25 protein-coding genes and 3 riboswitches are annotated in these 26,043 nt (G+C 41.0%); of the genes, 7 read left to right on the top strand and 18 right to left on the bottom strand.

Annotated elements, in window-relative coordinates:
* Positions 1-30: 30 nt before the first annotated feature.
* Positions 31-396 carry a response regulator gene (locus tag ACYQ1I_RS12210; protein ID WP_459765702.1) on the bottom strand — a complete coding sequence of 122 codons (366 nt, stop codon included), beginning with the start codon at positions 394-396 and terminating at the stop codon, positions 31-33.
* A gap of 194 nt (positions 397-590) precedes the next feature.
* Positions 591-673: riboswitch (cyclic di-GMP riboswitch) on the bottom strand.
* A gap of 191 nt (positions 674-864) precedes the next feature.
* On the opposite strand from ACYQ1I_RS12210, the gene ACYQ1I_RS12205 reads away from it, so the two are divergent.
* The 3 genes from ACYQ1I_RS12205 (at position 865) to pdo (ending at position 3,404) form a co-directional block, all read left to right on the top strand.
* Positions 865-1,593: a transposase gene (locus tag ACYQ1I_RS12205; RefSeq protein ID WP_459765700.1), complete on the top strand. Its 729-nt coding sequence runs from the start codon at positions 865-867 to the stop codon at positions 1,591-1,593.
* A 136-nt stretch (positions 1,594-1,729) separates the two neighbouring features.
* Positions 1,730-2,722: an NAD(P)/FAD-dependent oxidoreductase gene (locus tag ACYQ1I_RS12200; protein WP_459765698.1), complete on the top strand. Its 993-nt coding sequence runs from the start codon at positions 1,730-1,732 to the stop codon at positions 2,720-2,722.
* Positions 2,723-2,753: 31 nt separating this feature from the next.
* The gene (gene pdo, locus ACYQ1I_RS12195) at positions 2,754-3,404 is read left to right on the top strand and encodes a protein disulfide oxidoreductase (RefSeq protein ID WP_459765696.1); all 651 of its coding nucleotides are present in this window, start codon (positions 2,754-2,756) and stop codon (positions 3,402-3,404) included.
* Between the two features lie 59 nt (positions 3,405-3,463).
* Here the strand turns inward: pdo and tatA are convergent, their stop codons facing one another.
* From tatA to ACYQ1I_RS12160, 7 genes are all read right to left on the bottom strand, one after another.
* Positions 3,464-3,652 (bottom strand): twin-arginine translocase TatA/TatE family subunit, encoded by a 189-nt coding sequence (tatA, locus tag ACYQ1I_RS12190; RefSeq protein ID WP_459765694.1) that lies wholly within the window; start codon positions 3,650-3,652, stop codon positions 3,464-3,466.
* Positions 3,653-3,699: 47 nt separating this feature from the next.
* Positions 3,700-4,260 (bottom strand): hypothetical protein, encoded by a 561-nt coding sequence (locus ACYQ1I_RS12185; protein ID WP_459765693.1) that lies wholly within the window; start codon positions 4,258-4,260, stop codon positions 3,700-3,702.
* A gap of 27 nt (positions 4,261-4,287) precedes the next feature.
* Complete coding sequence (locus ACYQ1I_RS12180; protein WP_459765691.1) at positions 4,288-6,393, bottom strand: aldehyde ferredoxin oxidoreductase; 2,106 nt, start codon at positions 6,391-6,393, stop codon at positions 4,288-4,290.
* Between the two features lie 24 nt (positions 6,394-6,417).
* On the bottom strand, positions 6,418-7,086 hold the full coding sequence (locus ACYQ1I_RS12175; RefSeq protein WP_459765689.1) for a ferredoxin-like protein: 669 nt from the start codon (positions 7,084-7,086) through the stop codon (positions 6,418-6,420).
* A gap of 134 nt (positions 7,087-7,220) precedes the next feature.
* The gene (locus tag ACYQ1I_RS12170; RefSeq protein ID WP_459765687.1) at positions 7,221-8,237 is read right to left on the bottom strand and encodes a molybdopterin-binding protein; all 1,017 of its coding nucleotides are present in this window, start codon (positions 8,235-8,237) and stop codon (positions 7,221-7,223) included.
* 120 nt (positions 8,238-8,357) lie between these two features.
* Positions 8,358-8,477, bottom strand: a riboswitch (molybdenum cofactor riboswitch).
* A gap of 81 nt (positions 8,478-8,558) precedes the next feature.
* Positions 8,559-9,629, bottom strand: a complete 1,071-nt coding sequence (locus ACYQ1I_RS12165; protein WP_459765685.1) for an XdhC family protein — start codon at positions 9,627-9,629, stop codon at positions 8,559-8,561.
* Complete coding sequence (locus tag ACYQ1I_RS12160) at positions 9,626-10,702, bottom strand: DNA polymerase IV (protein WP_459765683.1); 1,077 nt, start codon at positions 10,700-10,702, stop codon at positions 9,626-9,628. Before ACYQ1I_RS12160 ends, ACYQ1I_RS12165 begins: the two co-directional genes overlap by 4 nt.
* A gap of 244 nt (positions 10,703-10,946) precedes the next feature.
* Here ACYQ1I_RS12160 and ACYQ1I_RS12155 point away from each other — a divergent pair, with 244 nt between their 5' ends.
* Positions 10,947-11,522, top strand: coding sequence for a hypothetical protein (locus tag ACYQ1I_RS12155; RefSeq protein ID WP_459765681.1), 576 nt, complete (start codon positions 10,947-10,949; stop codon positions 11,520-11,522).
* A gap of 61 nt (positions 11,523-11,583) precedes the next feature.
* On the opposite strand, the gene ACYQ1I_RS12150 is transcribed toward ACYQ1I_RS12155, so the two are convergent.
* The 6 genes from ACYQ1I_RS12150 to ACYQ1I_RS12125 all read right to left on the bottom strand — a co-directional run bounded on the left by ACYQ1I_RS12150 (position 11,584) and on the right by ACYQ1I_RS12125 (position 16,513).
* Positions 11,584-12,666: a DUF6709 family protein gene (locus ACYQ1I_RS12150; protein WP_459765679.1), complete on the bottom strand. Its 1,083-nt coding sequence runs from the start codon at positions 12,664-12,666 to the stop codon at positions 11,584-11,586.
* A gap of 269 nt (positions 12,667-12,935) precedes the next feature.
* Positions 12,936-13,026, top strand: a riboswitch (cyclic di-GMP riboswitch).
* A gap of 98 nt (positions 13,027-13,124) precedes the next feature.
* Positions 13,125-13,697, bottom strand: coding sequence for a hypothetical protein (locus ACYQ1I_RS12145; protein ID WP_459765677.1), 573 nt, complete (start codon positions 13,695-13,697; stop codon positions 13,125-13,127).
* Complete coding sequence (locus tag ACYQ1I_RS12140; protein WP_459765675.1) at positions 13,691-14,740, bottom strand: C39 family peptidase; 1,050 nt, start codon at positions 14,738-14,740, stop codon at positions 13,691-13,693. Before ACYQ1I_RS12140 ends, ACYQ1I_RS12145 begins: the two co-directional genes overlap by 7 nt.
* Before the next feature lie 413 nt (positions 14,741-15,153).
* Positions 15,154-15,918, bottom strand: coding sequence for a hypothetical protein (locus tag ACYQ1I_RS12135; protein WP_459765673.1), 765 nt, complete (start codon positions 15,916-15,918; stop codon positions 15,154-15,156).
* A 12-nt stretch (positions 15,919-15,930) separates the two neighbouring features.
* Positions 15,931-16,155, bottom strand: a complete 225-nt coding sequence (locus tag ACYQ1I_RS12130) for a YdbC family protein (protein ID WP_459765671.1) — start codon at positions 16,153-16,155, stop codon at positions 15,931-15,933.
* Positions 16,156-16,177: 22 nt separating this feature from the next.
* A complete protein-coding gene (locus ACYQ1I_RS12125; protein ID WP_459765669.1) occupies positions 16,178-16,513 on the bottom strand; it encodes a YddF family protein in 336 nt (111 codons plus the stop codon).
* Positions 16,514-16,775: 262 nt separating this feature from the next.
* On the opposite strand from ACYQ1I_RS12125, the gene ACYQ1I_RS12120 reads away from it, so the two are divergent.
* Together ACYQ1I_RS12120 and ACYQ1I_RS12115 are read left to right on the top strand one after the other, a co-directional pair.
* A complete protein-coding gene (locus tag ACYQ1I_RS12120; RefSeq protein WP_459765667.1) occupies positions 16,776-17,270 on the top strand; it encodes a DUF6323 family protein in 495 nt (164 codons plus the stop codon).
* Positions 17,258-18,649 (top strand): DUF6179 domain-containing protein, encoded by a 1,392-nt coding sequence (locus ACYQ1I_RS12115; RefSeq protein ID WP_459765665.1) that lies wholly within the window; start codon positions 17,258-17,260, stop codon positions 18,647-18,649. The genes ACYQ1I_RS12120 and ACYQ1I_RS12115 overlap by 13 nt, the downstream gene beginning before the upstream one ends.
* A gap of 45 nt (positions 18,650-18,694) precedes the next feature.
* Here ACYQ1I_RS12115 and ACYQ1I_RS12110 read toward each other — a convergent pair whose 3' ends face one another.
* Positions 18,695-20,695 (bottom strand): methyl-accepting chemotaxis protein, encoded by a 2,001-nt coding sequence (locus tag ACYQ1I_RS12110; protein WP_459765663.1) that lies wholly within the window; start codon positions 20,693-20,695, stop codon positions 18,695-18,697.
* A gap of 403 nt (positions 20,696-21,098) precedes the next feature.
* Between ACYQ1I_RS12110 and ACYQ1I_RS12105 the strand changes: the two genes are divergently transcribed.
* Complete coding sequence (locus tag ACYQ1I_RS12105; protein WP_459765661.1) at positions 21,099-21,614, top strand: flavin reductase family protein; 516 nt, start codon at positions 21,099-21,101, stop codon at positions 21,612-21,614.
* 21 nt (positions 21,615-21,635) lie between these two features.
* Here ACYQ1I_RS12105 and ACYQ1I_RS12100 read toward each other — a convergent pair whose 3' ends face one another.
* From ACYQ1I_RS12100 to ACYQ1I_RS12090, 3 genes are all read right to left on the bottom strand, one after another.
* Positions 21,636-22,715 (bottom strand): glycoside hydrolase family 18 protein, encoded by a 1,080-nt coding sequence (locus ACYQ1I_RS12100; protein WP_459765659.1) that lies wholly within the window; start codon positions 22,713-22,715, stop codon positions 21,636-21,638.
* A 17-nt stretch (positions 22,716-22,732) separates the two neighbouring features.
* Positions 22,733-24,490 carry a polysaccharide deacetylase family protein gene (locus ACYQ1I_RS12095; RefSeq protein WP_459765657.1) on the bottom strand — a complete coding sequence of 586 codons (1,758 nt, stop codon included), beginning with the start codon at positions 24,488-24,490 and terminating at the stop codon, positions 22,733-22,735.
* Positions 24,491-24,553: 63 nt separating this feature from the next.
* The coding region (locus ACYQ1I_RS12090) for a glycosyltransferase family 2 protein (protein ID WP_459765655.1) at positions 24,554-26,043 on the bottom strand (1,490 nt) is incomplete at its 5' end.

Here is a 26,043-nt window from a genome sequence, read left to right as displayed (position 1 = left end):
TGCTTGTCTTTTCCTGGGTTTCATTATTTGTCAACATTCTAAAATCTTTTTTATTTTTTCAATCACTAAATCCTCTTGAAAGGGTTTGACAATGAAGTCTTTGGCCCCCGAACGTATGGCTTCCACCACCATGGCTTCCTGGCCCATGGCAGAGCACATCAGCACCTTTGCATTGGGGTTCTTTTTATGAATTTCCCTTAGTGCTTGTATGCCGTCCATTTCTGGCATGGTTATATCCATGGTTACCAGGTCAGGCTTAAGCTCATTATACTTCAAAAGGGCCTCTATTCCGTTTTCTGCTTCCCCCGCCACCTCCAGGCCATGGTTTGTTAATATGTTTTTTAAGATCATCCTCATAAAGGCTGCATCATCTACAATTAAAATTTTTGACCCCATCAGCTCATTCTCCTATCTAACTAAATTACTTCAGTAAAATTTACATGTAAAACCAAAGGCTATCATTATTTGAATTGACTAAGCCTGCCTAACAGGCTTAAATAAATTTGTTGTCGGGGATTATATTACCCACCTCCGTTTACTAGTAACAACTTAAATAAAATTTTACACAAAAAAAGCCAATAATTAGCTCACTAATCATTGGCCGGTTGCACCACTAGCTCTGAATTCTCAAGGTGCCCAGATAAGAGAATTCTTCTTTGCTTCCAATTTTCATTGCATAATTTGTTGTTTTAATTTATTCGCTCCGCTAAGGCAGGGCTCCTGCATAGAAGTCACAACCTATATGATAAAATCATATCAGACTTTGGTACAAATTTCAAACAAACGATAGGTAAAATAAAATAAAAAAGGGGACGGTACTTGATTATTGTTTTTTGAAGTTATATAATAACAATATAAAGGGGGGTGATTGCTCTGCCAAGGTCAGCCAGAATAAAGGATGAATATGGTATTTATTATATTACCCAACGGGGTTCATCAAATAGAAAGCTTTTTGAAAATGAAGGAGATCGAGATAAATTTCTAACCATTTTAATGGAGTCTAAGGAAAAAAACGGATTCAAGCTGTATGGCTATTGTATTGCAAAGGACAATGAATATCATCTCATTATAAATGCCAATGGTTCCGATATTTCAAAAATTATGAAGGGAATTAACATATCCTATGCAATGTATGTTGATAACAGCACCGGTAACTTGTATCGAGATCGATATAAAAGTCTTCTCATACAAGATAAATTTACCCTAATGGAAATTTTATCAAAAATACATGCAGTTGGAAGGCAGAACAATAATAAATACAACAGCTATTGTATTTATCATAAAGAGCCGTTGTTCGACAGTCAGCTGATCGACCAGGAGGATTTGACCCTGCTGGAGGATGAAGAAAACTGTCTTTATCGGAAGGATAACTGCCGATGCTGCCTCAAGACACCCTGGGAAGCCAAAAATAAGCTGCTGCAAATTGCAGAATCCAGAGGAATTACACTGAAGGAGCTTATGAAGGATAAGGACTACCGAAATCAATTAATTCGAGATTTTCGTAAAAACTCTATATTATCGTTAAAGGAACTGGGGGAGGTTTTTGGTGGCCTTTCAGAATCTTCTATCTGTAAAATTTTAAATAATAAATAAAATTATTTCACCCTTTAAGAGGAAAAACCATATGCTATACAAAGACCTGTTTAGAATAAGGGCCTATTGGCTTTCCTCTTTTTTAAACAGCAAATATTCAAGTACCGTCCCCTTTATTAATGGAGGTGTGATATTAATGAATTTAAATCTGGATTTTAATTTGAATTATGATGTTGAAAAAAGTAGCCCTTCCTCCCTGGGTACCGATTCTATTTATGATTTGCTGATCATTGGCGGTGGCCCTGCCGGCCTGAATGCCGCCCTTTATGCTAAAAGAAAGGGGCTTCATGTCGGTATGATTACCACTGGTCTTGGGGGGCAGGTGACCAACACAAGCCTGGTGGAAAATTACCTGGGCTACCCTGAAATTGAAGGGAAAGCCCTGGTTAGCCAGTTCATTTCCCATGTTGAAGGGCTTTCTGTACCCATATTGGGAGAGGCAACTGTCTCATCTATTGTGGCTTCCCCCTATGATGTGATTAAGCAGGTCTTATTGACAAATGGTGATACCTATCGGGCAAAGACCTTTATCATTGCCACCGGGAGACAGCCAAAAAAGCTTGGTCTTCCTGGTGAAGGAAAATTTACTGGCAGGGGCATTGCCTATTGTGCCATTTGTGACGGTCCCCTCTTTAAAGACCGTGAGGTGGCTGTGGTCGGCGGCGGTAATGCTGCCCTGGAGGCCGCCATTGATCTTTCTAAAGTAGCCAAAAAAGTCACCTTGATTCACCGCAGTGAATTAAGGGCCGATTCTATTTTAGTCAACCATTTGAAAAACCGTTCAAACGTAACAGTTCTCTTGAAAAATCAATTAACAGAAATACTGGGTAATGAAAGTATGACAGGTATTCGTGTACTTAATTCAATTTCCCAGCAGGAGATTTTTATCTCTATTGAGGGCTTATTCATTGAAATCGGTTCGATCCCCAACAGCGAAGCCTTCAAGGGAATATTAGACCTTAATGAAGGTGGTGAAATTATAGTCGACGGCCACGGCCGCACTAATTTACCCGGGGTCTTTGCAGCGGGTGATGTAACCAATACCCCCTACAAGCAGATTATTGTAGCTGCTGCAGACGGAGCAAAGTGTGCCCTGGCAGCCAATGATTACCTTAATAGTATTCATTAAATAAATCAAATTCAAGTTAAGGAGGCTTTTTATGAAATTACTAAATGAACAAATTACCAGCCAGCTTGTAAATGTCTTTAAGGAAATGAAACGGGATGTTACCATTGCTTTATTCACCAAGGCCGACCCCTGCGAAACCTGTACAGAAACAAGGCTATTCATGGAGGAATTGGAAGCCCTTACCCCTAAACTTCATCTAAAGCATTATGATCTGGAAGCCGATGCAGAAAGAGCCGCCCAATATAAGGTGCAATTGGCCCCCAGTATTGCTCTGCTGAATGAAAAGGAACAATATCTTGGCATCAAATTTAACGGTATTCCGGCGGGCCACGAAATTAATTCTATCATACGGGGTATTTTAGAGGTTTCAGGAGCAGGCAAAAGGCTGCCGGAATCGATTGAAGAAAGAATTCATAATATTCGTAAGCCAGTTAATATTAAAGTCTTTGTAACCTTAGGCTGCCCCCATTGCCCCGGCGCAGTAGAAAAGGCCCACAGGCTTGCCCTGGAAAATCCTCTGATTGAAGCCGAAATGATTGAAGCCCAAACCTTTCACGAATTATCTACCCACTTTAATGTTTCAAGTGTACCTAAGATTGTCATTAATGACCAATATGAGTTTGTTGGCAATCAACCATTGGAGGCCTTTATACAGGCCATAGAAAAAGCCCAGATACATTAAGGAATTAACCAGCAAAAAAGCCCCCCAGGAGTTTTACCAGCTCCATTGGGGGGCCATGCTTAGGATTTTTTGTCTTCAATTATTGTCGCATCTTCAATATCCTTTGAGATTTTATTGGCATGACCTTTAAATTCGCCTATGGCCTGGCCCATGGCCTTTCCGATGGCCGGCAGCTTTGAAGGGCCAAAAATCACCAGGGCTATAATCAAGATTAAAATCAGCTCCATGGCTCCAATTCTTCCAAACATTTTGACAGTCCTCCTTCCCTCCAGGGTCCTTTAATCCTTCCAGCTGGTTAAGGATTTTCAAAACGAAGCACCTCTGTCCACTCAGCAATGGAGGCGGCCTGGGCCTTTTTCATCAGTCTGTCAGAGTAAAGATATATGGCCCCATTGGAAGCCTTTACCTCTTGAATATCCTCATATTCCTGCCTTTTGGCAAGCTCCTTTATTAAGCCTTCGATGGTCTTATGATCAAGGTGAAAGGGCGCCAGGGTAAAGAGCTTTATGGTTGTAGGCCTTGGATAGGTCTTCGATTCATGCCTTACGGTTTCGGCAACCAATTTCAGTAAATCCTTATCCTCAACCATGGCCAGCATTCTGGCATAATTATCAGTAATATCCTGGGAATCATAGTAATACCTTGTTTGAGCCCCTTTAATCTCCTTGATGTCAGCATATTCTTCCCGAGCTAACTCCTCAGGAAGTGCTTCAACCACCTGGGCATCAAAGCTATGAGGTTCCTCTAAAAAGCTGTCCAAACGGGTTAACCTGGCTTCCTTGGAATTTTCTCTGATGACGGCAGCCGCCATTTCCACAGGCTTTAGCTCTTGATGATTTTCTTCTTGACTAACCAATCCAATCACCTCTCTGTAGCGTATGGTCTATGGAAGCAAATTTAAAGCCTCAAGCTCATCTGCAACATCCTTCATGCCTAATTTTTCCAAAGTTTCCCTGGTGGGGGCACCGGTTTTTTCATCCCATCCGTACTCCCGATAAAGCATTGTTAAGCCCAATTGCATATCTTCACGATCCATCTTAATCGTACCGGGTGTAAAGGGTTCTACATCTGGGTCCACATCAAAGAGCCAATCTGGCATCATATCATGTTTGTTCCTCATATCAACAGTATTCATATTCTTTACCGTCAAGGCCCGGTGCAGGGTTGCTATTCTTTCAGCAGCGAGGTCCAGCTCCTCCTCGGTGGTATCCATTCCTGTTGCCATGCTGAAGAATTTTGCCTCCAGGGCGGTGTCTCCCCTGTAATTACGGCTCTTGGAGGGGGATACCACCATAGGCCACATCCAGTTACATAGGGTAATGGAATCGTGCAGGAAGTTTCGATCCAATGACCATTTGGCAAATTTAGCCTTATATTCATTCATTGGTGTGTAGTTTTGCGGTTCATCCAAGGCATCAGGGGAGCCCCATACTTCACCGGCAATCTCTTTTAATATTTCAATGGGCAGACCCGCACCAATAAAGTTCATGTGAGAATGGGACTGGCAGTCTCGATTAAACATACAGTTAATCAAGCTTCCCACCTGAGCCCCTGCTTCATTGCTATGATGTTTTGGGAACCCTAAACCAGACCACAGGGAATAGGATGGATCCTTAGCAAAGTCTTCTTCAAAGTTCCATTTCTTGGCTACCCAGTAGCTTCCCTCTCCCAGTGTAGCAAATTCCCCTTCCTTTAGGGCAATTCTTCTATAAAATTCAATCAGAAATTGAGGTTCACCCTGTTCAATTAACTCCCAGGGAATACTGTTATATTCTTCTTCAGGCAATACCTTTTTCAATATTCCGGTGGTAAAGGCATATTTAAAGTCCTTTGGCAGCTGCATATAGTTGCTCCATACCCCGTAGTCGTCAGCCAATCTTGCTCCCAGACTTTTTGCTACTAAGGCCGTTACTCCATTCTTTTCACCATCAGAGTAGCCCTTCAGCATTACTAGCCCTGGCGAGGAGTAGCCGATACACGTACTGGTGCCGTAGGGGGGCAACCCATATTTTTCAAGCTCCGGTACATACATATTACTTTGACATCGTATAGGACAGGAATGGCAGCCTCCCATTTTAATGGTTCTTGATTCTGCCACGGGCCCCAGGTCAAATACTGCCTTCTGGGTTCGAAGCCCCACCTTGTTGGTTTCCCCTGGAGGACACTCTCCGGTTTCCACCTTAGGGTTGGCAGCTCCCCAGAACAAGCCGTTTTGGGCTGTCCATCGAACTGCTGGATTATGGTACTCCGCCCAGGATTGGGGACTGTTGGGGACGACGTGCTGATTATTGGCCCCTACAATTTCGTCGGTAAAGTACTTATTTAGCTTCAGCCATTCCTGGGCCTTGCCCTCTGCTATGCTAACCGCCTGGGTTCCCATTACACCAATGGCCTTCAAATTTTTAGAGCCTAAAATTCCGCCGTGGCCCCCTGCTGAATGGGAAATACTATTGACAATCAATGACAGGTTAACCATGTTTTCACCGGCCTGGCCTATGGAGGCCACACAGGAGCCTTCACCCAATTCCTCCGTCAAGGTTGCATTGGTTTCAACGGTTCCCTTTCCCCATAAATGTGAAGCGTCTTCAATGCTGACTTGATCATCCTCAATTTTGATCCATACAGGGCTGCTGGCCTTTCCCTCGACGATAATACCATCCCAGCCAGCAAATTTTAATACTGGCCCAAAGTTTCCTCCCATATGGCTATCTGATACAGCATGATAGGGATTTGACGGAAGTAAGGATGTAATATTAGTTCGGCCGCTACAGGGAGCCCCGGTACCGGTAAGGGGCCCAACGGCAAATACAATCTTATTTGCCTCATCATAGGGCTTTGTTCCCTGGGGTACCTCATCAAACATTACCTTGTACCCAATTCCTGCACCACCTATAAAATCTTTATATTTAAGGGTATCCTCCACAGTAATTGCGCTTGTTGTTAAATTAACTCTTAATAATTTTCCTGTCCAACCAGTGATTTTTGCCATCTATCTTCTCCTCCTTTTCTGGTATTAAGCAAAGCTGTATCCGTGCTTCTTCATTACACGGCTTACTTCTTCCCAGGGAATAACTCTCAATGCTCCCGTACAGCAATGCTCGGCGCAGGCACCGCATAAAATACATTTTGTAGACTTTCCTGTTTCTGAATCAACAGTGGGTAAATGCCATGGGCACGCCTCTGTACACATACCGCAGCCTACACATTTTTCAACATTGACTACCCTGGTACCAGTATTTGGGGCAGCTTCAATGGCACCAACAGGACAGGCCTCGCCACAGGCAGGCTCACTACACTGCTTGCAGGTTTCTGGTGTCATTAGGAAGTTTCCAAAGTGTCCATCCTCATAACGATAGTTGCTGCTGGGCTTTTCGGTGGTACCGAAGTAAAAGCTTCGGCTTACCTTAACCCTGGCAAGTTTGGCACTGGCCTTTCCATCATTGGCAACGGTACAGGCCATTTCACAGCGCTGACAGCCGGAACAGCGGCTTCTGTCTGCAATTAATAGTCCTGTAGCCAGGGCATAGCCCGTTACATCCTCCTCCTTGGGTGAACAGCCAAACAGGCTAAGGACAGAATAGGATACAGCAATACCCGCCATTCCCTTTCCTGTCATTTTCAAAAACTCTCTTCTTGTGCTGGTTCTCTCCAGAAAGCTCTTTTTTTCGTTTTCTAACATCATATCTCTCCCTCCTATTTATTAAATTCAACCCTGTTCCTGCTGAAGGCAATTTTGTTAATAAAGTATTAACCTTACTGCCCCCTATTTATATAATGCCTATTACGGCATACCCCCGGGGAAGCTATTTATTGTCTTTAGGCCTTTCCAAAGCCGCAGACCGGATAAGTACATGGATTACAGTGGGTACACAGTCCACCATGTCCTAGTCTTGCAATATCTGCTTTTGTAACTGTTTCACCGGCTAATAACCGGGGAAAAATCAAATCGAAAATAGTTGTTTTGTGATACATACCACAGCCAGGTATACCAACAATGGGAATTTCTCCTTGATAGGCCAGCATCAACATGGCACCAGGTAGCACCGGAGCCCCATAGCTTACCACCCTTGCACCGGTTAACCTGATTCCATCAGGTGTGACATCATCTGGGTCCACCGACATGCCTCCAGAGGTAATAACCATTTCACAGCCCGCCTCTATTAATTTATTAATGCCTTCGGCTATCAATCGGGCATCATCTGGTGCATAAATTATTTTTTCAAGGGTTGAACCGTAATGGTTCACCTTTTCCTGAAAAACCTTTGCAAACCGATCTTCGATTCTGCCATAATAGACTTCGTTGCCTGTTACCACTGCTCCCACCCTCATGGCCCTATAGGGTTTTACAGCAATTATTTCCTTCCCATAGCAAAGGTCCTCTACAGCCTCAACCTTGCTTTTATCGGTTACCAAAGGAATGATTCTGGTGCCGGCCACAATCTGATTTTTAGCTACAGGGGTATTATTGTGAAGCACAGCCATGCAAACATCCTCGATATTGTTGATTTTATCCAGCATTTCAACGTCTACCTTTAACAGGCCGTCATATTCTGCAATGAAGTTTACCTTCCCCTCACTGGGGTCCTGAAAACGTATACCTACCCCACCTGCTGACCGGGCCATTCTGACGGCGGCTTGATTTTCATGAATTTGATGATCCCCCAGCTCCAGAAGGTAAATGTACTCCTTGCCCATATCCTTGAGCCTTTCAATGTCTTCATCCTGTATAATGTGGCCCTTTTTAAAGGCAGCACCCTTAAATTCACCTGTAATTTGGGTTAAATCGTGGGCCAAAACCATTCCTACACTTTCTTCCACCTTCACCTTCTTCATTGCCTACCTCCTATTGCTATTTACTCTTTCAGGCAGTTAACCTTTTGGGGAGACTTATTTTAACAATAAAAAAGCCCCTTTATCATTGCATAAAGGAGCAAGCCTGCCTTAATGGCAAACTAACATACTGATCTGGCTCCTTTCCTCAGGGGAGGCATTATCGTTTCCAATAATACCCTATCGGCAAACCAACCATGGAGGTAACTCTACAGGCAGGAGTGCTCGGAGTAATTGATTTTTATTTCAATTGAGAAAAATACTTCTATAATACTTATGTTAATTTATTAACTTTATTTTGTCAATCTTTAATTTAGTGTGGTCTTATAATCCAAGGGGTTCAATGGCCACCTGCATCACACCACCACACACCATCCCTTCATCTTCAGCCATTTGACCTGTCATATCTACGGTTTTAAGCATATATTTTCCCTTATCAATAGCCCCATAGGCTGTTGTAATCACCTCTGCCTCGCTGCAGCCTCCACCAATACTACCCAGTGTTCTGCCATCGGGCCATACAATCATTTTTGCCCCTGCCTTTCTGGGTACCGAGCCCTTGGCAGACAAAATGGTGATCAATGCCCTGGGCTGATCCTTTTTTTCTATTAATTCCCATAGCACCTCTCGGTCATATTCGGGCCAGTTAATTTTTTCTGCCCTTAGGTCCTCTGGCTTTCCACCCCTTCTTCGGTAGCTTATAACCTCTGCAATAATGGCAATGGCAATTTCATCAGGGGTTACGGCACCAATGTCCAACCCAATGGGGGCATTCACCCTACTCACCTGTTCTTTGTCATACCCCTCCTCCAGAAGCAGTTCCTTAACACTCTTTACCCTTTTCTTGGAGCCAATCATCCCCGTATAGGCTGTTTGGTACTTCATTACCTCTTTTAGGCAAACAAGGTCGTGCCGATGGCCTCTGGTAACGATTACAACATAGGTCGACCTATTTAATTGCAATTGTTGGAAGCAGCTTTGAAAGTCCTGGCAAATTACCTGGTCAGCTAAGGGGAATCTTCCCCTGTTGGCAAAGGAAGGACGGTCGTCTACCACTGTTACCACAAAGCCTGCACGATTTCCCAGTTCAGCCAGGGGCTTTGCAATATGTCCCCCACCCAATATAATGAGCCGTGGCTCCGGGTAATAGGGTTCCGCCAGTATGGCCAATTTCTCATCATATTGCAGTTTTCCTGTGGTTAAGGCGGCCTTAGCCATCGCCAAGGGCTCCCCTTCGGCTATTGCCCCTGGATTCAGTATGAAATCCTCCTCAAAAATTACCTTTTGAATGGAATCCCGCTCATTTTTTTCACCTTTTTTTATCTGGGTGACAACGACCGCCTTGCTGCCGTTGTTCAAGGAATCCATCAGAGTTTCATAGATATTTGATGTCATTTCTTTTTCTCCTCCTTCTCTTGATCCTGATTAAAAAAAGAAAGCTGTTCAGGTACAATTTCATCGGTTAAATTTGATACAGCCAATCCAATCAGCCTTATGCCCATTTCAAGGCTGATTCCAGCCAGCAGGGCCAGGGCCACTTGATAAATCTCATTTTTCTGATCGGTATAGGTCATCAATGTTTTACGCTTTGTATGATTCTCAAAGGCGGCAGTTTTGATCTTTAGTGTTATGGTTTTAGCAGAAAGGCAATGATTTTTCAAATAAGTGGAAATTTCCTCAGAAAAGGCCAATAGATGACTTTTAAGCAGTTCCCTGTCCTGGGTATCTTGATCAAGGGTAGTTTCCCGACCAATTGATTTTCTTTCACGGCTGGGCTCTACGGGTCGATGATCAATACCCCTGATTCGATCATATACCTCCTGTCCACTTTTTCCGAGGTAATGAATCAGATAATCCTGTGGCAGCTGCATTAAATCCTCTATTGTAAATATTCCTATTTGATTTAGCTTATTGGCTGTTTTTACTCCAATTCCATGGACCTTCTGAATGGGCAAAGGCAACAGCAATCCTGGAATCATATCCCTTGTAATAACAGTAAAGCCATTGGGCTTGTTCCAGTCGGAGGCCAGCTTAGCTAAAAATTTGTTATAGGATACCCCAACGGAAATCGTTAATCCGGTTCGCCTTAAAACCTCTTTTTTGATCCTTTGACCCAGGGTCTCTGGCTCTAATGACAACCCTGACACGTCTAAATAGGCTTCATCCAACGACAAGGGCTCTACTTGATCGGTTATTTCATAAAATACAGCAAAAACCTTCCGGGAAGCCTCTTTATACCGCCTGTGCCGTGGAGGAATAAAAATGGCATGGGGACACCTTTGCCTGGCTAAATAGGTTGGCATGGCAGAATGTATCCCAAATTTCCTGGCTTCGTAGGAACAGGTGGCCACAACCCCTCTTCCACCAGTTCCCCCCACCACCACGGGCTTACCCAAAAGGGCCGGATTATCCACCTGTTCCACAGAGGCAAAAAAGGCATCTAAATCCACATGTATAATTGATCTCAAGGGGTACTCACCTCTTTAATTTTGATTTGAAAAATTTAAGAAAACCCCCTCTATCCTTCGACTTTGATTCTACTTCTTTTTTCAGTGGCTGTCAAACCTAACCGATTGAAAAGGTACAGCAACTTTATGATCAAATAGTCTCATTTTTTCTTGAAATTTTCTGTAATGTATTGTCGATATTTTTTTATTAGGTCTTTTGTAATATAATAGTATAAAAGGCTTAGCTATCAAGGTGGTGACAAAGGTGAACGAGAAGCTTTACAAGCTAAAAAGCATGGTTTACGGCTTAGAAAGAAACCCCGATGCCGACTCACGAATTAAGCTGCTTCAAGATATTATTAGCTGTGCGGAGGCCTTTCGAGAGGATTTGGTTAAAAAGACCCATCAGAAGGCCACTTCACCAGAACAGCAGCTTAAACTAGAAAAGATTTCTGAGGAAGTTTTTTTATATCGGCCTGTATTAGTAAAAAATTATTATGAGGGAGATTATTTAGAGCGATTTTCCGCCATTAGAACCTCTGATTTGAAAAGCAGCGGTACACTTGATACCCATAATAGGTTTTGGGAGGCCCATGAGGTAATCAACGGTAATATATTTGCTTCGGTTCCTCTAGCCCTCTTAAGTCATGCCCAAGCCCCCAGGCTAATGGGCTTTCATTGGGAAAAGGTCCACGTAGATGTTTATGAGATTGGAAAAGCCGGGCAGTTAAGCATGTCAAAGACTGATATTATTAACTCAGTCAGCAAAATGTTTGAGCATTATTTACTGGTCAGGGAAAAATATGGTGATATTTTCATGGTACTCCATTATAAAATATAGTTAATAAAAGACAGTCTACCTCGCTTCTATCGGTAGACTGTCTTATTAGTTTTTTTATTTTTTAGCCCTCGTAGACCAGCCCTGGTTGTCCATTATCTTTTAAATATTCCCCCCTGGCCTCCCTAACGGCTTCTGTCAGTTCGCTAAAGCTCATATTCATCCCCTTATGATGATTCTCCTTCCAAACCCAGGGCAGCCTTCTTTGAATACTGGCTGCCAAGCTTTCCATTGCCTCTTCTTTATTAGTTCTAAATTGATGATAGCGATTATCTGCGGTTCTGAATATCACCATAGGGTTTTTTACTCTTATAAATAGATTGGTTCGAAGGGTGCTGACCTCAGGAAATACACAAACCACATCCTCTATTTTAATAGCGGTTCTATAAAGGGCCAGCTTTTCTGCAATAATAATCCAGTTTTTTGTCACCTTCAGCTGATCCTTATAATTTAAAATAGGTTCTTCGGCCATTTCTCGATCAAAGGCTTCTGCCTCCCTGGGGCTGGTGACATACTTTTCCACCTGCCTTCTGAATTTTTTAAGATTCTTCATGGTTCCCAGGACTACTATTATGATTAAAGTTAACAGTATAAAAACCAAGGTATAGACCATGGCATTTTCTGCCCCTGGGGAAGCTATAGGCGCTCCGATATCTAATACATAGGGCCAAAGGAGCTCATCTAATTGCTCGCTCGATAAGCTTCTACCCATGCTGTAGTTGATGTATTCATGGGCAAACCCCTTCAGCTCAGAATTAATAGCCATGATTCTGCCTGTGGTATTCATGATATAGGCTTCAGGCAATTTCTCCCCCGTATAATTGATAATTTGCTGAGCTTTTCTTGAATCGTAGGAGGGGATTTTTACCGTCACCAGCTTATCGCCTAAAAAGGTCAGACTGTAGCGGGCTGTTCCGTCTGTATCCTCTGCATAAAAATCTGACAGGATGCCAATGGCCATGGTAAAATATTCACCCTTGGCTCCTGCTATGTCAGACTGTGAATTCAAGTCAATAAACTTAGCTTCTTCAGTAGCTCCAGCGGCAAAAAAAATAATCAATCCAACCAGAATAATAACAATTGGAGACAATCTTTTTACTTGTTTTTTAATAATTCCTCTTTCATAATCCAGTACATAATTCGACATAATGGCCTCCTGTTTTTAATTTAATTATTGCCAATCTAACCTTTAATCCCAATTAAAATTTAAAGATATTCGACTCAAACCAAATATATATTTATTATTAAATGATATATTAGTTTTTTCTCGGATGTCAAGTTTTGTTATAAACTCTATATACGTTGGGTTTTATCCCTGGTTGATGAATACCTCCTCTACCTTGTGCCAAAAAAATTGACTCTGGCCTTATCTTTCAGATGACACAAGATACAAGAAAATACTGTTGGAAAAGCGAATAAACTCAAGGGCAAAACTATTTAATGTCAGGAACGCAGAGCGATAGGATCTAAGGTATAGATGATGCACTATGATAGTCTAGCTGCCAGAAGTCTAAATAAAGGCCTGCCCTTTTTTATATGAGGCAGGCCTTTATCGTAGTTACCGTTTAGGTATCAATACCATGCTTTTGCTATTACTCGTACAAGTTATTTTATAATTATTGAAATAGAATGATCTCTAACAGGCTCAGAAGCACTTTCTAGAGTATATATCAATCTAATTTTTATTTTTTCGTAGAGATAATTATCTATAAGAAGATTCTTTCTTCTATTGCATTCACCCACCACTATATTAGACTCCAAGGGTTTTGATTCTTTAGTGAAAAATATATTTGATACATCAATTTCATTTTCGTAATTATCAGATATAAAGCTCCATTTACCTGCAATAGTTCTATTTTCATGTAAAGAAATAATAAATCTACTTCCTTGTGGTAGTTGGATACTCGTTCCTTCATTTGGCGTATCTAGAATATATTTGCGAACCTCGTAATGTGAATTCTCATCAATTATAATATAGATAATTGTCTCATCATAAGAAATATCATATTCATAATCATTTAGAAATTCTTCCAATGTCTGTTCATCTTTTTTCTTAAAGGTTTCTGATATATACATACTCTTTGTATTACGCGGTAGAAACATCATCAGTAATATCACAGATAACAATAAGAATATTATTAATTTCAGTATATATTTCATTGTTCCACCAATTACCAATATGAAACAGTATAATTATAATACCAAGTATATCCTCCATATGTATATCTTGGTTTGGTAGTATTACGAGTTGACATTAATAAGTAGTTAGATGAATTTGGATCCATAATACTATAGTATATCTTACCACTATCATACGAATAACCTCTAATCACTACTGAATGTCCTAATGTAGCGTCATCTGGATCTGAGGTATCCGTTAGTAATGCATGAATTGGATAATCCGAATCAATACAATTTTTTATATCAGAATAATAAAAATTATAATATAATTCTGGAGTATAACCATAAGTGTCCCATGCATCAAATATATTTTCTATAGAACCGGAAGTGTTCGAATTTCCACCAATAGCGTTTACAACATTATTAGCAGTGAGCGACCTGTCTTCCTTATAGTTTATAATACTAGCTATTGAGGCTGCCCAACACCAAGGTCTACTACCTTGTAAAACAACTGGTACACTTAAATAATTACTTTCCGATAAAGGTAATATCGGGTCTAACTGAAACCTATCAGAAATAACCTTTGATTCTAAATCCACATTTTTAAGGTCAATAGAATTGTTAATTAACTCTAAAGGAGAACTTGACTTACCATCCTTTATATATAGTCCATCACCTTTAATAATAATTTTATATTTATTGCTTTTACTCTCATCTAAAAATCTGTTCATTTCCTCTGAAAAAGAAGTTCCTATCGTAGCTACGGGTTCTTCATCACTAAAATCAATTGTTAAAATTAAATATATTTTACCTTTTAAGGTTACTGGAAAATAATATGTGTCAGTATTAATATACTCGCCATTCACTTCTTTAGTTGCTTGCATTCCATCAAGTAATATAAGTTGATCAATCTCTTTCTCTGTTAAATCGAAAATTTGTTGTTCATTTTTAATAATGTTCTTTATTGACTTAAATTCATCTAAAGCATAATCATCTATACCTTTATTATAGTTAATCTGAATATCCCCTCCATAAACACTCGATCCTAGCAAGGAAAACATCATTATTAAAATGAGTATATGTAAAGTTAATTTCTTCATTTATAAACATCCTTTCATTTATTTTTACTCACCACTTATTGTTTTGGACAGTCAAAGTTCTTAAATCAATTGCTTTTTTTAATCAGGCCCTCTTATGTTCATAATATTCCTCCCTTATTAAAAAACTCTAATAACTTGTACTCCTTTAAGGAATTATTATACAATAATTGAAACATTTAGTGAATCGTTTCGACAAAAACTATCATCAAATCAAATTTTTCTAAAAACAAATAGGATCTCCCCGTATTTCAAAACACTCAGAAAGGAAGATCCTATCATGATTTACCACAAAACTTATGAATGATAATAGGTTTTCTTTTTTTAACATTTCAGTACCCTTTAATAATTCTACTGTATCTATAAAAATAAAATAACTAATGTCCTTTTATGTAATGAATGATTGAGTCTGAATACTAAAGAGGATTTTCCTTTACTTGTAATCGGTCTAAGGGTATATAATACTTGGTATAGCTTATGCCTGTTTTCAAATCTCGAAAGGGGCCCTTTTGGTCTTGTACCATTACCACTGCCCTCTTGTGAATACGATATAGTATTCCTTTCATTTCCTTGCCCTTCAGCTGAAAGCTGACCGAATCCCCCACCTTCAGCTTATATTTTTCAGCGGCAATTTGACGGAAGGTAGGCAATTGGTGATATCCGGCAGTATGATTAAATAAATGGCGGGCCATTTCTTTAAAAGGAGCTTTTTTACAATTAGACCGATTAAATAAGATAAATTCAACTACATGACATAGCTCATGCTCAAAGACCAGCTGCAATGCCTCAATACAATCTGAAGCCTTTATTCCGCAAACCAGCTTTTCCCCCTTAATTTCATCAAAATTAGTAAAAAAGTCAATGCCAATTCTAATTTCCATGGTACTAATGGCGGGCTTTGTAGTTTTTTTGCTGATAGAGCAAAGGGTCATGCCGGCACTTCTTGTCATTTTTCCTGAAAGGGAGAACTTTAATTTATCCTGTAGTTGACGCCCCAGCTCCCCTTGAAAAAATAAGCTGTCATATAAGGAAAATAGCCGTTGTAAATCTGCTATCGACAGCTTATACAGCGTATGACCAATATTGGTGACAAACTCCTTTCGAATCCCTTCTCTCTTTGCTGTAATAACATACTCCGGAGTCTTTTCCCTAATTAAATTAAGAATCGCTTCCTGATTCATAGACAATGGAGTTTACTCGATTTCTGCTGAAGCCAGTATTTCCTTCAGGCGTCTTAATTCTTCAGAATTCAATGTAACCCCTTTTCCCATTTTACTATGATCTGGTGCCCAATCCCTTAGATCGTACTTTGGGTCTTTATCGTTCCAGCTCACTAAATTAAGCTCCTTTTTCCACCCTTTGTTGGATTCAGATAACACGCCAATTGTCTCTAGAATTTTAAATTTAATTTCTGCCATGACAGTTCCTCCCCTATCTTTTTTAAGATAATCTTTTCATTAGCTTTAGACTAAAGCCAATTTCTTCTATTTCCTTTTGATTTAATATGATTCCTTCATCTGGCCTTTGATTAAGCTTAAATGCAATGGCCATTTGTCCTACCTGCTGGGTAAATTGTATACGATTCATCGTAATCGGTTCTTCCAACAGTCTGGCCATAATTATTGCCGTGGCTTCATGGCCAAGGGCTGAAACGAAACCATATTTTTTAATAAGGGCCCTGGCCTCAGATACACTGATATCTTCAATTGAATACAAGCCGTTGGTGGTGGCCACGGTTCCATTAAATAATGCAACGGGCAAATGCTTTTTCTCCATGAAGCTCCCCCTTGTCTTAATCGTTATTTAATTATTTTATCAAATTATGTTTCTTAATTAAAGAATAGTGGAGTAGATGGAAAGCAAAAACAAAAAATCAATATTTTGGCTTGGATAAATCCAACACAAAATATTGACTTCTTAATCGTAATATAATAAAATAAAAATAGTGTCCAAAATAACAAAACGCATACCTCTTCTATTTAATTGTATCACACATCAAGTAAAATGTCAATATTTTTTTGAAGGGTGGGATATTAATTTGTATTTTCTTGACCTAATAAATAAAATGCAGGGAACCCTTACAGATGAATTAGTTTCAGAGATCATAACTACCAATCTTACATCCAGGGAATACGGCCTGAGCCTGACAGTCGAAGCAGCCTTAGAAGTTGTTTCGGCTCGAAATCAAACCCTTAAGGATTATGGTCGTATTGAAATAAATTCTGAAATTACACAAAAAATCATTACAGCATTCTGCTCTTCCCCTTATATACAACAGGATGATTACGCAGCAACAATTATTGAGCTGATTGATCTGTTTCATTATATCAAAAATGAACTGGACGACACAATAGGAGATGAAGCACTTATTAAAAGACTGGCGGATTTATACAATTATAAATGTTTCGGTGAAATGGAGCTTTTAAAGGGCAGAGAGGCAGATAAAATAATTCGGAACTATCGCTTTGGTTATGACGAGGATGAAGATGATTATGATGATGAAGATGAGGAGGATAAACCTTGGGATCATTAATGACAATTGACCAGAAGCATTTAAACAGAGATCAATATTTTAACACGCTATTAGAGGAAGGTTTACGGTTAGGTACCATTAGCCATGATACCGCCCAGCAAATATCGTGGGAGCTGATGGCTGTCTTCAAGGAACTAATGAGGCAGTACACCAAAGGGGAAAGCGCTACCCTACGGACTGAGACGGCCCAATCCCTAATGGAATCAATTCTCTATGTAGTTGATCAGTTTCTAATGAGTTATCCGTTTCCCCAGGAGGCCTTAAGGGGTATCCAGGAAACCAACATGTCGGCCCTTTATGAAAGGGCCCTTGAGCATATTAAGGGCTTTGTCAGAGAAACAAAGGCTTTATATGATTTAATTGAGGAGAAAAGGATCTCTGTTCCCAATCTTGTTTATGAAGAGACCTTCAGAAAAGCCTTACCTGACTTTTTCCTGAAATATGATATTCGCTTTGCCGCCCACGATACTGTCAGTGACCTGGATTATCCCTTGACCTTTGATGACATGTCTATGAAGGGCATTGCATACATTTATCATTACCTGAAGGCCTTCCAGCTGGAAAATGATTTTTGCAGAAAATTCTCCAACGAAACCATTATCTCAATCCTTAAAGCCAATTGCCGGGCCCGGGGGCTAGATTACCGGGCTACCCCCATTAACCTATTTCAAATGATTTTTCACAATTTTATATTTTCGGCATTATTGGGGAAATATCAGGGGGATCTTTTTATCTCTCCTATTGAACTAGAGATTATCGAATCACAATTAAAGCCCTTAAACCAGGAGAAACTGCAGGAGGTTCTCTTAGAAGCACTGGAAAAGGCCATGGACTATCTAAAGTTTGAAAAGAACCTAGTTGTCCTGGCACGAAGCTACTGCACCTCTATCCTGCCACGACTATCGGAGGCCTTAAAAGCTGGAACGCTGGCCAACATGATGACCCTTGAGGAGCCGCCAGCTTCCGATGGCCATCGGCATTATAGCCCAGGTGCTAAAATGAGCAATCCTGCCTTTCGATTTGTATATAATAAAATCACTAAGGCCACCACTGTATCTGAAAAGCTTCAGATATTAAATAAATTCGTTCAATCCCTTTGGGATTTCCTTGATCTTCTCCGGGCAGACTGTTTCTTTAAGGAAGAGTATCTACAGGTCTTCGATAGCCTGGGAAACACAGAAATTAGTATACTGGCAGCCAAGGGATTAAAAAATTATTTATCCAGAGAAGAGGGATTAATGACCTTCATTGAAAAGAAGCAGGAATACAGTCATGATTGGGAATTGTATTTCGCACAGTGGCTTGGTCAGCTGGATCGAACACGGCTTCAGAAAATAGTGAAATTGGTAGATGAGCATTTTATGAAGGAAATGATCTAAATTTAAAAGTGGCAGCCGGTAAAGGACTGCCGCTTTTTTATCCCATTAAATTCTAAAACGATTGACCTGCTCCAGCATATTTCCAACCAGGGTATTCATTTCACCAGCTGAAGCTGATACCTCTTCTGACGAAGCTGCCATCTGCTCCGTAGCGGCCGATATTTCCTCAGATGAAGCAGAAACCTCCTGGGCAACGGCAGAGGCATCCTCTACTCTGGCTAAAATTGTGGATTTTTCATTATTGATATCAATAGATGCCCGGTTGGCAGATTGTATTTTGGCTCCAATCTCCTGAATGGCCTTGACAATCTTTCCATAGGATTCAATGGCACCATTGATCACATTGGCCTGGGTATTAAGCTCCTGATTTAACCCGTCTGTATTTTGAATAATCATCTCGGCATCACCGGTAATATTGACTATTAAATCATTGATTTTATGGGAGGAATGCTTCGACTGCTCTGCCAGATTTCTAATTTCATCAGCAACAACGGCAAAGCCCTTGCCGGCTTCCCCTGCCCGGGCTGCCTCTATGGCAGCGTTAAGTGCCAATAGGTTGGTTTGCTCAGCAATGCTGTTAATTAAGTTGGTAATTTCAGTAACCTGGTTAATATTTTGGCTGAGGCCACCGATTTTATCAGTGAAGTCCCTGAAGGCTGCCCCCATTAGATTAACAGATTCAATTAATAGCTGCATGTCTTCGTTCCCTCTATTAGACATGTCGTTAATTTCCTGGGAGCTTGCATCAATATCCTGTATATCCTTTACAATGGAATCTAGCCTTTCACCAAAGGTATACAGGGTCTCGTTAATGCTGGCGAGGGCCTCAGCCTGAGAGCTAACCCCCTGGGCCGTATCCTGAATGGCCATCGATACACTTTCAGAGGTGGCATACATCTGATTGGAAACATTGTTTAGATTTTCTGAATGCTTATTGACTTCCTCAGAAACATCTTTAATGGAACTAATCATAACCCGTACAGATTCCTGCATTTGAAACATGGAACGATAGGCGTCAGCTATTTCATCCCTCCGACTGCCCAATTCAATTATTTGGTTGGTACCAAAATCTCCCTTGGCGATAACATTCAAATGATCAGCTATGGCTTTAATTTGCCTGGCAAAGAAGCCGGTAATGAAATAAATAATAATCAGGCCAATTAATAGAAATAAAGTAGAGGAGATCAGTACACCCCCCTTTAAAGTAGTTAGGCTTGACAGAATTTCCTCCTTTGGTACTTCAATGGTCAAAACCCAATTGGTGTGATCAACAGGGGCGTAGGCAATGTATTTATCTATACCTTCATCATGATATTCACCAAAGCCTGCTTCCCCCGTTACCACCCTTTTAAAAATCCCTTCATGGTCAGTCAGGCTTGTATCATCGGCGGCCATATCAAGAATATTTTCACCCCTTCGAACAGCCCCCTGATCATAATGGGCAACGGTCAACCCCTCCCGATTGACCATAAAGGCCCTGCCTGTCAATCCCAGCTGAATATCATTGGTGATCGAACTAAGCTCATCACCATGTCTGGCACCAACCAATACCCCTGTAACCTTTCCACTATCATCTGTGATGGGAACGGCATAATTAACAATTAACGACACATTATCTTCTCTGCTGATAATAGGGTCTGTTACGGCAGGATTCCCCTTGAGGGCCTCCTGATAATAGGGCCGCTCCTTTAAATCAATCCACACGCCTGCCATGGTAACGGCGGCTCCGTTAACATCCCCCAAGGCAATTGAAAGGTAATCGCCCCTTTCAACCTCTTTCTTTATGTACTCCATTTTTTCCTCCATCGAAATATCAGGATTAGCAATAATATCTGTATTGGCAATGGTTAATAGCTGACCAAGACGAGCCTGAATACGTTCCTCCACCACCTTGGCCGATTCAGTGGCTGTTTTTATTGATAATTCCTCTGCAACTGTGGAAAGGGCCCTTGTAGACGTAACATAGGCAACAGAGCTCAGCCCCAGACAAACGACAAAGAGAAGTATTCCCAGAATGAGTGCAAATTTTGTTTTAATGCTTTTCATATCATTTCTCCTTCTTATTAATATTTTATCTAATTCTACCTTGGTTTTTCTATGCTTATAATTAGATTTTAAATTATATTAATTGCTTGATTATACCTCATTAATCCCTCCATATCACACTAAAGCCTTACTAGTAGTATACTACAAATTAAAGGATTTTTATAGTTTTACTGTTATATTTTGTAATATATTGTATACTTTTTCAACTGTTTTAACCCCTTTATAAGGTTATAATGGGCTGAACAGAGGCCCCTTGTTTAAAAATTTTCCAATTTAAAAAAGGACTTAAGTGCTAGTTTGTTTTGATGGCCCTTTCTATAATTAATTTGAAATTTTGTTATTAACCCACTTTCCTGTATAATAATATTAAATATAATTCAATTAAAATAAAGGAGATGAAAAAATGTCAACCGCTAACGGATTTTACAAAATCACACCGGAACAACTGAATAAAAGCCCTTTTCAATTAATTGGAAAGGAATGGATGCTGGTGACAGCTCAAAAAGAAGGTCGAGTTAATGCCATGACTGCATCATGGGGAGGCTTTGGGGTAATGTGGAATAAAAATGTCGCCTATATTGTCATTCGCCCCCAACGCTTTACGAAGGAATTTGTTGATCATGCCGATACCTTCTCTCTAACCTTCTTTGACAGCTCCTTTAAAAAGGAACTAGGCTACTTTGGTACCGTTTCCGGCAGGGACGAGGATAAAATCAAAAAAACCGGCCTAACCGTGGCCCATTCCAATGAAACGCCCTACTTTACCGAGGCAAATCTGGTTGTCATCTGTAAAAAAATCTTCGCACAGCCCTATGAGCCAAGTGCTTTTATTGATGAGTCAATCCATCAATGCTATCCCGATCAGGATTATCATACCCTATACATAGGAGAAATCACAGAAATTTTAGCCCGTAAGTAGAAGGATCCCTGACTGATGTAATCAGTTCAGGGATCTAATTTCTTTCAGATATTCCGTTGAAGGCGGCTGCAAATCGCCTAATCTCCATAATGCGATTCTTGGAAAGCCCAGCTCAATAGCGGTATTAATCCAATAGTCCAGGGTTTTTTCATCGGCATACCAAACTGTGCGCCTAATACCCCGTTCATCTAAATATTCAAAATATACGCTGCCACTGGCTTCATCCCGTTGGGGCTCATCAAGGCTTCTATCAGATAGCGCCCGGGCCTCTCCCTCTGTTAAGGCTGTAACTTTTCCATCCTCTCCCCAGGCAAAGCCACCGGTGGCCAGGGCCATATAATTATCTCCGGGTACTGACTCCATTTTATCAGCTAATTTTTTAATCAGACTGTAATCTGCCTTTGGTCCAGGCCCACTGTGGTATCCATATAGATTATAGGCCATCATCACATAGACGGGCCCTGCGGGCAGCTCCATTTCATCAACGGGGGCTCCCGGTTCCAGAATGATTCTCAGGGACTTATTTTCCTCCTTCAACCGACCATAGAGGGCCATATAAAAGGAAATATAATTTTTCCAGACAGCAGGCTCAATTTTTTCATAATCCAGCTCAACCCCCTGGAAGTCTCCCTGGCCTACCAATTCCATAATTTCATTAATATGCCTTTCTCGGCTCATTTCGTTGGCCATCAGCCTTGAAACCAACGAGGTATCTTTTTGTACTGCCCTTCCCGCTTCATCGAATCGATCGTTTACAATGGTGAGATAAAGCTCCTCAACCATGCCTCTATCCTTTAGCTCCATCAAATGAGGCAGCCCCTTGGTTATCTCCTCGCTAAGCTTAAGGTTGTCGTTATGGTCAAAGTTGGCACCAAATACCTGAACACTAGATAAGCCCCTCGCCATCTCAATGGCATTTTCTATTCCCGATTGCCAGTGCCAATCTACAAGCCATGCCGACAGCTTCACCGAATCAGTCCCTTTTTCCACCCATGGGGGCCGGATCATTAAATAAAGCAATATTACCAGGAGGGCAAGGATCAATAGAATGATAAATTGATAGGCTTTTCTAATACCCTTAGGGTTTTTTCTCTTTCTCATTTAATCTCCCCACTTTATTAAAAGGTATCGATGGCCCAATCAATAAGGGAGCTCACCAGTCCTTTTATTTTATTAATAAGTCCTTCAAGCCCTTGATAATCATTGGTAAACAGCAGCTCTTCCTTCCCCTGCTTTACAGCAAATACCTTTAATCCTTCAAAAACCCCGTCATAAATATCATCCTTTTCATTTAGAGGACTATAGGCTGCTTCCAGGGCGATTCCACCGACCTTAATTTTACTGTCTATTGATAGGTTATTGATCAATTCTATTTGATCTACCTTCACCGACAGTCGGTCACCTATAACCTGAAGCTCCAACTGATAGTCTCCCTGCATGTTTACGGGGTAAGCTCTGCCTTGGGCCTCCCTGTCAGGGTTTTCCTGATCAACCACATTAACGGCATCTCCCTGAAAAACAGGATCATATTCCAAATCAAGATGCCCTAGTTCCTCGCTGTAAATGATTTCCTTTGCCTGATTAGGGGCCTTCTGTTCTACAATTAGCTGATTATTGTCAATGGTAATGCTTACAAAGGAATTCATATGCTCATCGGCACGAAGATATACCCTTTGTTTACCAACAACGTTTCCCAAAAGCCTGGTACTTAAACTAATATCACCATAGTGATGGCTATTTTTTAAATAGAGTCGACCGGCCTGGGCAGGAGGTGACGTCAAGGCAATGATATTTTCTGTAAATTCTGCGGCGCCACTGATCAGCTGCCACTTTTCTGCCCGTTTTTCATCCCCCACCAGAAATGTCATGGGTACCTTGGTGTCTTGATTAATTTTCATTAAAAGGTGGTTGGTATACCAATAGGGGGCAGGTTGGAGCCTGGTTAGGTCGTAAATATCTTCATTGCTGCTATTGTAGCTGTTTCCTTCCCGGTTAAAATGAATTTTAAAGTGCTTCTCGATATTTTCATTATTTATATTGGCCACCAGCCTATTCATTCCATGGTTCAGGAAATTGGCATGCATAATCATATACACTTTGGGCATATCGCCAAGGCTTTTTTGATAAATCCGCTTCATGGCTTCGTAATCCCAGGTAATACGCTCCTCCATCTGGCTTCTGTCTTCCAGAGGAACCATGTCATGATCCCGAATGAAATCCATTAAATAGTGATTATAATATTGGGCCAGATTTTGATTCAAAAAGGAAGCTTCATCCCTTACCCCTACATAATTTCCTTCTCGATCAAATATATTGATGTAGGTCAGGCGATAGCCATTACTTCCCAGCTCCCAAAAACCATTTTTTGTCATTTTCAACAAATCTCTAGGCTGAAGAAACTTATTATCTCTGGTGCCGAGCTTATTGGCATAGGTAAGCATGGTGGCTTTAAAATTGTAGCGCTCCAGGTAGGGTTGCGCAAAAAGGCTGGAATCGTTTCTGCCATCCTCAAAGGAAAGAAACAGAGCCCGCCGGGGAAGGGGCTTTCCTTTATGATAAAAGTCCAGTATATCCTGCTGAGAGATGGTAACATAACCCTGGTTGTATAGTGCTTCAAAATGCTTCTTCAATTGATCCTTCCCAATTAAGCGGGAATTACCGGAACGGCCCACACCAAAATAGGACAGGGCAATAAAGCTATCTTCATTATCCCATTGGGTCTTGTCGGGTTCCTGATATCGATCGAGGTCAAAAACAGCATGAACTATTAGAAATAAAAGGAAAAGTAAAATGACAATTTGTAGGACGGTTCTGGCTTTCTTTCTTCTATTTTTTTTATGATAATCAAGGGCAAATTTTTCCCTGTTTTTCTTCATGGTATTTTCCTCACTGACCAGCACCCCATCAGGTTTTAGCTGCCATGGGGGTACTAAACTAATTTATTTAAAAAATAGCCTGATTCCCTTATTTCGCTTTTTTTCTTTTCTTTTTTTCTCCGCTACATCCTGGGGGGTTTCTCTGGTACCCCAGGTGGATTTCCAGAAGGTAACCCAGGCCACCGGCATTTGCCACAGCAGCACTGCCTCATAAAAGATACAAAACACAAAGCCAAAGATCCATAGCTTGCTTTTTTTAAATAAGAGATGAGCAAAACTCATTAATAATGCCATTAACAGAAGTCCCATTAAAAATGTTCCCGGAAAAATTCCATAAACCAGGGGAACATAGATCAGATTGTATCCCACCACAATAGGTGCCGCCACAGGAACAATTACTCCAATATAAAAGAACAATGCCATAAAGGGCTCCTTTTGCCATATAAAGGCCCCAGCCCGCAGGGATTCCCTCAACCAGGAGCGTTTCCATCGCATCTGCTGCTTCAAAAACACATTAATGTCTGAAGGAACAATGGTGGAACAGATGGCAGTATCCTGATAGGTGGTTCGATGGGTCTTCATGATAAAGTTGGTCATACTTCGATCGTCACCAAAGGTAGCCGGATGACCCAGAAATTTTTGATTTAACCAGGCATCCTTGTGCTTTAATACTAAATCCTTTCGATAGCAGGAAAGGGGGCCCGAAAGACACGTAACACAATCAAAGTAGGATTCCGCCGCCTTCATAATACGAAAGGCAATATAGTATCTGACCGCCTGCAGCTTAGTAATCATATTAGTAAATTTGTTTTCAACCTCTGTTCGCCCCGTTACGCCACCCATCTGAGGATCTTGGAAGGGTTGTACAAGATTTTTAATAGCCGTAGGCTCTAAAAAGCTATCGGAGTCTACAAAGACCACCAGGTCATGCTTAGCCAGGCTCACTCCCCTCACCAACGCTTCCCGCTTGCCTCCGTTCTGATCCATGGGAATAAACTTCAGGCGCTCTTTAATATCATATCGACCCGCCTCTTGATAAAGCAGCCCTACGATTTCATTGATTTTTTCCACCGACCTGTCGGTGGAATGATCATCCACTACAATGACCTCCAATTGCTCGAGGGGATAATCCTGATTAATACAGCTCAAAATAGTTCGTTGTATCCACTGTTCTTCATTAAAGCAGGGAATGATGACCGATACCCCCGGGGTATACTCAGGGTTAATAGGCACATGACGGTACATTCCGCCGAAAAAATATCGAGAAAGCAGAAAAATAGCAGTAATCAAGCTATAGAGATATAAAACGATATTGTATTTAAAATAGACGATACTCTCCACTCGCATCAGCATAATGATCAAAACAGCGATAAAGAGCAGGCTGCTGGCGGTATAAACTGAAAAGCCCCATCGCCTTTTCTTAAAATAAGAGGAAAGGTCCCTTTCAAATTCCAGGGCCACCATGGCTTTAGAATGGCCCTCGTGAACCTGGCTAAAGGATCGAACCACCCTTCCGCTGACCTTTACTTTAGATTCAAACCCCTCAGGCATGA

The sequence above is a fragment of the Alkaliphilus crotonatoxidans genome, assembly GCF_054658015.1.
Note: the sequence above shows the minus strand (reverse complement) of the source record. Positions and strands in the feature narration are given on the sequence as shown.

Bases quoted from the DNA above. Each gene is read 5' to 3' on its own strand.
- ACYQ1I_RS12210 (WP_459765702.1), bottom strand. From the start codon at position 396: ATGGGGTCAAAAATTTTAATTGTAGATGATGCAGCCTTTATGAGGATG.
- ACYQ1I_RS12200 (WP_459765698.1), top strand. From the start codon at position 1,730: ATGAATTTAAATCTGGATTTTAATTTGAATTATGATGTTGAAAAAAGT.
- pdo (WP_459765696.1), top strand. From the start codon at position 2,754: ATGAAATTACTAAATGAACAAATTACCAGCCAGCTTGTAAATGTCTTT.
- tatA (WP_459765694.1), bottom strand. From the start codon at position 3,652: ATGTTTGGAAGAATTGGAGCCATGGAGCTGATTTTAATCTTGATTATA.
- ACYQ1I_RS12180 (WP_459765691.1), bottom strand. From the start codon at position 6,393: ATGGCAAAAATCACTGGTTGGACAGGAAAATTATTAAGAGTTAATTTA.
- ACYQ1I_RS12175 (WP_459765689.1), bottom strand. From the start codon at position 7,086: ATGATGTTAGAAAACGAAAAAAAGAGCTTTCTGGAGAGAACCAGCACA.
- ACYQ1I_RS12170 (WP_459765687.1), bottom strand. From the start codon at position 8,237: ATGAAGAAGGTGAAGGTGGAAGAAAGTGTAGGAATGGTTTTGGCCCAC.
- ACYQ1I_RS12165 (WP_459765685.1), bottom strand. From the start codon at position 9,629: ATGACATCAAATATCTATGAAACTCTGATGGATTCCTTGAACAACGGC.
- ACYQ1I_RS12150 (WP_459765679.1), bottom strand. From the start codon at position 12,666: ATGTCGAATTATGTACTGGATTATGAAAGAGGAATTATTAAAAAACAA.
- ACYQ1I_RS12140 (WP_459765675.1), bottom strand. From the start codon at position 14,740: ATGAAGAAATTAACTTTACATATACTCATTTTAATAATGATGTTTTCC.
- ACYQ1I_RS12135 (WP_459765673.1), bottom strand. From the start codon at position 15,918: ATGAATCAGGAAGCGATTCTTAATTTAATTAGGGAAAAGACTCCGGAG.
- ACYQ1I_RS12130 (WP_459765671.1), bottom strand. From the start codon at position 16,155: ATGGCAGAAATTAAATTTAAAATTCTAGAGACAATTGGCGTGTTATCT.
- ACYQ1I_RS12125 (WP_459765669.1), bottom strand. From the start codon at position 16,513: ATGGAGAAAAAGCATTTGCCCGTTGCATTATTTAATGGAACCGTGGCC.
- ACYQ1I_RS12110 (WP_459765663.1), bottom strand. From the start codon at position 20,695: ATGAAAAGCATTAAAACAAAATTTGCACTCATTCTGGGAATACTTCTC.
- ACYQ1I_RS12105 (WP_459765661.1), top strand. From the start codon at position 21,099: ATGTCAACCGCTAACGGATTTTACAAAATCACACCGGAACAACTGAAT.
- ACYQ1I_RS12100 (WP_459765659.1), bottom strand. From the start codon at position 22,715: ATGAGAAAGAGAAAAAACCCTAAGGGTATTAGAAAAGCCTATCAATTT.
- ACYQ1I_RS12095 (WP_459765657.1), bottom strand. From the start codon at position 24,490: ATGAAGAAAAACAGGGAAAAATTTGCCCTTGATTATCATAAAAAAAAT.